Source organism: Acinetobacter sp. YH12138, from assembly GCF_015218525.1.
GTDB lineage: Bacteria > Pseudomonadota > Gammaproteobacteria > Pseudomonadales > Moraxellaceae > Acinetobacter > Acinetobacter amyesii.
Genome location: NZ_CP048677.1, coordinates 1 through 6,280 on the forward strand (window position 1 = coordinate 1; position 6,280 = coordinate 6,280).

The following is a 6,280-nucleotide window of genomic DNA, read 5'->3' on the forward strand; positions in this document are numbered from 1 at the left end:
ATGCGAGATCTAGTTGTAAAAGATAATGCTTTAATTAACGCAAGCTATAACCTAGATCTAGTTGAACAGCGACTTATTCTTTTAGCTATTGTTGAAGCAAGAGAAAGTGGTAAAGGAATTAATGCAAACAACCCTTTAGAAGTCCACGCAGAGAGCTATATCAATCAATTCAATGTTGCAAGACAGACTGCCTATCAAGCATTAAAGGATGCTTCAAAAGATTTATTTGCTAGACAATTTAGCTATCAAGAAATAAATAAACGAGGAAACATCGAAAACGTACTAAGCCGATGGGTTAGTGAGATTCGTTATATTGATGCTGAAGCGACTGTTAAGTTAATTTTTGCACCTGCTATTGTTCCATTAATTACTAAGCTCGAAGAACAGTTCACTAAGTATGAATTACAGCAAGTGAGTAATCTCAGTAGTGCTTATGCTGTACGTTTATATGAATTATTAATCGCATGGCGTAGCACTGGGCAAACTCCAGTTATAGAGCTTGAAGAGTTTAGAAAAAAAATTGGTGTGCTTGATGATGAGTACACAAGAATGGGGAACTTTAAAGACAGAGTCTTACATCTCGCCATAGCTCAAGTTAATGAGTTTACAGATATCACTGTTAAGTATGAGCAGCATAAAAAAGGGCGTTCAATTTATGGCTTGTCATTCTCATTCAAGCAAAAGAAAAACGTTAACAAACCGAATCAAGAAGCTAGAGATCAAAACACCTCAGATATTTTCACCAAGTTAACAGATGCTCAGCGTCATTTATTTGCTAATAAATTGTCAGAACTGCCTGAAATGAGTAAGTACTCTCAAGGCACCGAAAGCTATCCGCAATTTGCTGTACGAATTGCCGAAATGCTATTAGATGCTGAAAAATTTAAAGAACTATACCCATATCTAGTAAAGGTTGGCTTTCAAACAAAATAAAGATAATGTTCAGTAATATGTTCACCTGAACATCCTTGTACATGAACAGAGGGATTGTATTGAACACTACAAAATTTAGCGTAATGGACGCTAGTAAAGCTTTCAAAAAATCAAGAACTACCATCTATGAAGCTTTAAAAAATGGTGAATTATCAAGGGATAGTGATAGTCTCATAGATTTATCAGAACTCATCAGAGTTTATGGTAATCCTATCGGTGTACAGCAAAGTACACGTACTGAACACGTTCAAAAGAATGTATCTGTACACGTTCATTCTGAAATTGAACAGGTATTAAAAGATCAAATTAATTTGCTTAAAAGCCAGTTAGATTTAGCGAATCAGCGAGAAAAATCCTTGATGCAACACATTGAAGATTTGACTCATAGAATCGAATTTAAAGGCAATTTAGAACAGTCCAATACTGATGATAGAGTTGATGATGAGCAAACGACTCCTATCGCTACAAATACAGCAGATACCCAAGCAATAAATATCCAACCTGAAGAACAGAAAATTCAAAAAAAATTAGATAGCAAACATCAAACTCAATTAAAAAAACGTGGCTTATTTGGCCGTGTGCTGAATGCTGTGTTTGATCATGACTGAGCAATCAAGGGAGAGAGATCATGCCGAAACTGAAAGACATTGCCCTGGGCATTATTGTGGCCCCGCTGCTGATCCCAATCATGCTGATTGCATCGTACCAGGATCAAAAGGCGCTGAAGAAAGAGCTGGATGAACGCCAAAAAGAAAAAGATCAGGCATCCTGATTATTCAATTGAGCTAATCAAAGTTGTGGAACAATGATCAAAGAATAGGCGTGGAACATGACAAATCACTAAAAAAGCCCAATCTGTGATGATTGGGCTTTTTATATAAGCATAAGGCAATGATTTATATGAAATAAAAAACAGCATTTCGTATAAGGTGTATTATGTTAATTTTAGGGAAATTAAAGAGTAGAAATGAACTTAAATCTAAATAATAAAAAATTTGTAAATGCTAAAAATACATCTAATGGAGAAGTATCTCACGAGACTATTTTTAATTATTACCAAGTAGGTGAGCGTATAGAAGCTACCTATTCTGGTGGCAGTATTACCAATGGACATTTACTAGGTTTCATGACTTCTGAAAAAACTTTCACTATGGCATACCACCACATCAATGAGATGAATGAATTACGTATAGGTGAATGTAATACTGAGATTGAGATCCAAGCCAATGGAAAAATTAAGTTAATTGAAAACTGGCAATGGCGTAATGGAGACTGTTCTACAGGCGAATCAATACTTGTTGAAATGTAAGGTAGAAATAAATAAAGCCCTGATCTTAGATCGGGGCTTCGTAATTAATTTTAGAGAAAGTTAAAAACATGAGAAAAGAGTTAAGAGAAATATTTATTCATGGATGTAATGAGAAAATTGAGAAGAAAGGAGATAGCGTAGGTTTATCTTTCTATGCCTTTTTCAAGAATAAAAATGATAATCCTGAGCTTTTAATGGAAGCAGCTAATTGGTGGATCATGCAACATAAATTAGATCATTTCGAAAAAGCCGTAAAAATTAAAGCTCTTGTTTTAAGTGAATCTTCGCTTAACTTAACATAATGGCGGTTATACGAAATTCTGTTGTAGCCCCATACATTCAAGTTTATTTCTTGCATGAATGTATCCTATAGGATACATTACTCTTATGTACTCAATATATACCACTGAAGTCTTTGATGACTGGTTTACTAAGTTAAAAGACCAGCAGGCAAAAAGACGTATACAAGTCCGAATTGATCGGGTTGAAGATGGAAACTTTGGAGATACTGAACCAGTAGGTGAAGGTGTTTCTGAATTACGTTTCTTCTTTGGACCTGGCTACAGGATCTATTACTGTAAGCAAGGGCAAAGAGTCGTTATTCTTTTAGCAGGCGGAGACAAGTCTACGCAAAGTAAAGATATAAAACTTGCCCTACAATTAGCACAAGATTTAGAGGAGGAGCTGTAAATGGCTATCAAACTTCGTAAATGGGACAGTGCTGAACATCTTAAAACAGAAGAAGATATGCAAGCTTACCTACAAGCCTGTATCGATGAATCTAATGGTGATGCGGCATTCATTGCAAAAGCTTTAGGTAATATTGCTAAAGCTAAAGGAATGGCTCAATTATCAAGAGACACAGGTTTAGGTCGAGAAAGTCTTTATAAAGCACTTTCTGGCGATGTAAATCCAAGCTTTGATACTGTTATTAAAGTCGTAAAAGCACTGAATTTACGCTTAGCAATTTAAAAAAAACTAGTAAAAAAGGGAGCTTTAAGCTCCCTTTTTCAACTTCGTATAACGTGTATTATGTTAATTTTAGAAATTCTTAACTTTTGAAAAATTTTCTATATTTTTAAGCATCATTACTAGCATATTCAATAATACGTTGGCACTTTTTTTCGAAGGTCATATTTTCTCCGTAAAGATCTTCAAATAATTCATTAATAATAAAAACTTCTAAAAAATATGTATATTTTTTCCCATTAATATTAAGTACTGTTTGACCCCGTTCATCTGTAATAATTTGGGTATTTGCTTCGATTGTCCAAGGTTCTTCCACAAACAATATATCCTCAGAAGAATTTTGGTTTATTTGCTGTAAACAATTAATTAATTTCAAAATTACTTCCTCTTATTTAAGATGAATTATAGGTTTCCTGTTTTATAACATCATTTTTAACAGATGATATTGGATAGTACTCAACTTGAGAAAATACCTCTATCGACGCTCGAAGATTTAAAGCATCATATGACCAATTTTAAACTCTCTATTTAACATAATGGCTGTTATACGAAACTAAAATAAAGGTAAAAGTATGGACTCAGAAGAATTAGCTAATCTGCTCAAAAAAGGAATTATTAATGAAAATCTAGAAATCTATAAAGGATTATTCACTGACTACTCACCATCAAAAATAAAAGATCCGTATTTTTTTGAAGCAATAAGTTTTTTTAATACTTTACCAGACGAACATATGAAAATCTTTTTCTCAATCTTACGACAAGTAATGATTGATACAATTAGTAATGTATTAGGTGTTATTGATGGCAGCTCAAGTTTAGAAGAGCACGATGGTGATTTTTCTTTGCTCTATGAGGGTAAACCAATTGAATATTTACAAGATTATTTTTTAGCTCAATTTGAGTAAAAACATAACTTCTATACTAGCTATTTAACATAATAGAGGTTATACGAAATGATTTTTAAAATATCTTTGTTTTTCATATAGTTAAAAATTTTTCATCCCCCTAAAAAACCACAAAAAACCGACTTGGAAACAAGTCGGTTTCTTTTTAAGCAATTTTGATACTTCTTGCCAATAAAATTGATTAAAAAATATTCATTTTTGCGTTTTTCCTGATTTCTCAAGCAATGTGGTTCCGTTAATTAATTTAGCCTTTTTAAGGCTACTTTTGCATAGAAAATATTCTGGATAGGTTCTTAGATTCATATCTGGAAATTCTATTTTTCATGGCGAAAATATACAGATCTGTATATTTTTTTATTGAAGTATACGTCAAAATTGAAATATAATGTGATTATTGCAACAAAATTGCTGGTGATTGGCCTTACTTAAGGTTAAGAATTCCGCGCCCCAATTTCTCTTCCCCAAGAGAAATTGGTTTTTTAAATTTTAATTATATCAATAACTTTGAGTAGAATTTAAAATGAAAATTTATGAAATGATCTTTCATAAAGGAGCTTATGAGAAAACACAGTTATTTTATAAAGTAAACAATAAAAGTTCACGAAAGCATTTTATTGAACAAATAAAATTAGAAATTGATACTGAGTTGAATGATTTTAAAAATAACTATGACTCACATCACAAAAAAGACTTATTATCATTATTTAATATTGTTCACAAAGAAAGTCATCTTCATATTAATACTATGGCTAAAGATTTTATACGCAACTCAAATGCAGAAATTGACCAACATGTTTTCTTAGAAATAAAAGAGCATGATGTTTTAAGTATTTAACATAAAATCTCTTATACGCAGTGGCGGCTAACGCCACTATACAAGGCAACAGACCATACACTTTTTTAAATTACACCTCTTTTGATGATCTTTTGGCGTATCAATTTTGGCTATGCCAACAGCTCCGCAGGACAAGATGCCACGTTGAGCTGAAAGCGAATAAGTCGGGTAATTTATATAACCAGGGCTTGCCATGTTATATAACATTACACATCTTGCCTGTTTCACCCTCACTATGTTTCGCACTTAATCGCATATAATCGTACATAAAAAAGATGAAAAGCTTATAAAATCTTATAATCGCACTTAAAAGCACATAGTTGCATATAAAAGCTCTTGATCGCATATAATTGCACTTAATCGCATCAAAATAGAAATGAGGAGATCTGAATGGTTACTCGACATGGCGCCAAAAGATTTATCACAGCAGCTTTGCCTGAAATAGAAAAACGGTTAAAAGCGGGATTCACCGTTAAAGAAATACATGCCGATTTACCCGATCTCGCCAACCATATTTCTTACAGTGCTGTATTAAGAAACTTGCAGAAAATGGGCATCAGCGAAAAAACGCCTCACCAGGGGAAAAGACACAACATTGAAGCTGCAAAAAATGAACCTCATAAAGAAAGAGATCAACAAAAATTGATGAATCAAACCCCTTCTTTTTCTTATGATCCACATACAGCAGAAAAAGATTTTATTTAAAAAATCATATGCCCTTTAAAACGTCTTTAAATGCGATGACAGCTCGATTAATAAAGAAAGATACAGAACGAGTGTCTACGAGTGAAATCGCTGAAATTCGCGCTTAGACCCTCTGAAAAACAGCTTTTTAGGCTGTGAAGCCTAAATAAGCGTAAATCACATGCAGAAAATTGAGCCTAGATCGAGCGTAGCGAGTAAAAAAGCTCTATGAGCGAAGCGAATTCATCGTGCTTTTGCTTTTTATTGAAGTCACAACGAGATGAGCCAAAAAAATTGCCCCGACGAATCGAGCGAAAGCGAGATTCAATAGAGTTTGAGCGAAGCGAAAACCAAGGGCAATTTTTCCTTGCCTGGGCTTTTAATTATTTTTAAAGTTTTTAATGCTTTTAGACTCTCTGAAAGCCTTTGTTTACAAGGCTTTCAGATGATATATGACTACGTTTACCTACCAATATGACTACGTTTACCTACCAATATGACTACGTTTACCTACCAATATGACTACGTTTACCTACCATAAGTCTTCATATTATTTTTTGTAGATTTAACTACGTTTACCTTGCATTTAACTACATAATATTTTATATAGATTTATATTCAGAAATAAAAAAGTAGACTAATAAC

Annotated in this window: 11 protein-coding genes; 10 read left to right on the forward strand and 1 reads right to left on the reverse strand. The window is 33.2% G+C overall.

The genetic code is table 11. From position 1 onward, the window contains the following. The 7 genes from repM (at nt 1) to G0029_RS18040 (ending at nt 3,214) form a co-directional block, all read left to right on the forward strand. Nucleotides 1-933: a replication initiation protein RepM gene (repM, locus tag G0029_RS18010; protein WP_180108337.1), complete on the forward strand. Its 933-nt coding sequence runs from the start codon at nt 1-3 to the stop codon at nt 931-933. A gap of 59 nt (nt 934-992) precedes the next feature. Then, on the forward strand, nt 993-1,541 hold the full coding sequence (locus tag G0029_RS18015) for a plasmid replication DNA-binding protein (protein ID WP_227591951.1): 549 nt from the start codon (nt 993-995) through the stop codon (nt 1,539-1,541). A 20-nt stretch (nt 1,542-1,561) separates the two neighbouring features. Further along, a complete protein-coding gene (locus tag G0029_RS18020; protein WP_180108338.1) occupies nt 1,562-1,705 on the forward strand; it encodes a hypothetical protein in 144 nt (47 codons plus the stop codon). A gap of 195 nt (nt 1,706-1,900) precedes the next feature. Beyond that, nucleotides 1,901-2,242 carry a hypothetical protein gene (locus G0029_RS18025; protein ID WP_104472901.1) on the forward strand — a complete coding sequence of 114 codons (342 nt, stop codon included), beginning with the start codon at nt 1,901-1,903 and terminating at the stop codon, nt 2,240-2,242. A 68-nt stretch (nt 2,243-2,310) separates the two neighbouring features. Beyond that, on the forward strand, nt 2,311-2,544 hold the full coding sequence (locus G0029_RS18030; protein ID WP_111885980.1) for a DUF6500 family protein: 234 nt from the start codon (nt 2,311-2,313) through the stop codon (nt 2,542-2,544). 85 nt (nt 2,545-2,629) lie between these two features. After that, a complete protein-coding gene (locus tag G0029_RS18035) occupies nt 2,630-2,932 on the forward strand; it encodes a type II toxin-antitoxin system RelE/ParE family toxin (protein ID WP_000286964.1) in 303 nt (100 codons plus the stop codon). After that, entirely contained in the window at nt 2,933-3,214 is a 282-nt protein-coding gene (locus G0029_RS18040) for an addiction module antidote protein (RefSeq protein WP_000985610.1), read from the forward strand. A gap of 106 nt (nt 3,215-3,320) precedes the next feature. On the opposite strand, the gene G0029_RS18045 is transcribed toward G0029_RS18040, so the two are convergent. After that, nucleotides 3,321-3,587, reverse strand: a complete 267-nt coding sequence (locus G0029_RS18045; protein WP_180110335.1) for a hypothetical protein — start codon at nt 3,585-3,587, stop codon at nt 3,321-3,323. A gap of 196 nt (nt 3,588-3,783) precedes the next feature. Between G0029_RS18045 and G0029_RS18050 the strand changes: the two genes are divergently transcribed. From G0029_RS18050 to G0029_RS18060, 3 genes are all read left to right on the forward strand, one after another. After that, nucleotides 3,784-4,116 carry a hypothetical protein gene (locus G0029_RS18050; protein WP_180110336.1) on the forward strand — a complete coding sequence of 111 codons (333 nt, stop codon included), beginning with the start codon at nt 3,784-3,786 and terminating at the stop codon, nt 4,114-4,116. A 520-nt stretch (nt 4,117-4,636) separates the two neighbouring features. Continuing rightward, nucleotides 4,637-4,951: a hypothetical protein gene (locus tag G0029_RS18055; RefSeq protein ID WP_180036197.1), complete on the forward strand. Its 315-nt coding sequence runs from the start codon at nt 4,637-4,639 to the stop codon at nt 4,949-4,951. 390 nt (nt 4,952-5,341) lie between these two features. Next, nucleotides 5,342-5,656, forward strand: coding sequence for a hypothetical protein (locus G0029_RS18060; protein WP_180108336.1), 315 nt, complete (start codon nt 5,342-5,344; stop codon nt 5,654-5,656). Nucleotides 5,657-6,280: the final 624 nt, after the last annotated feature.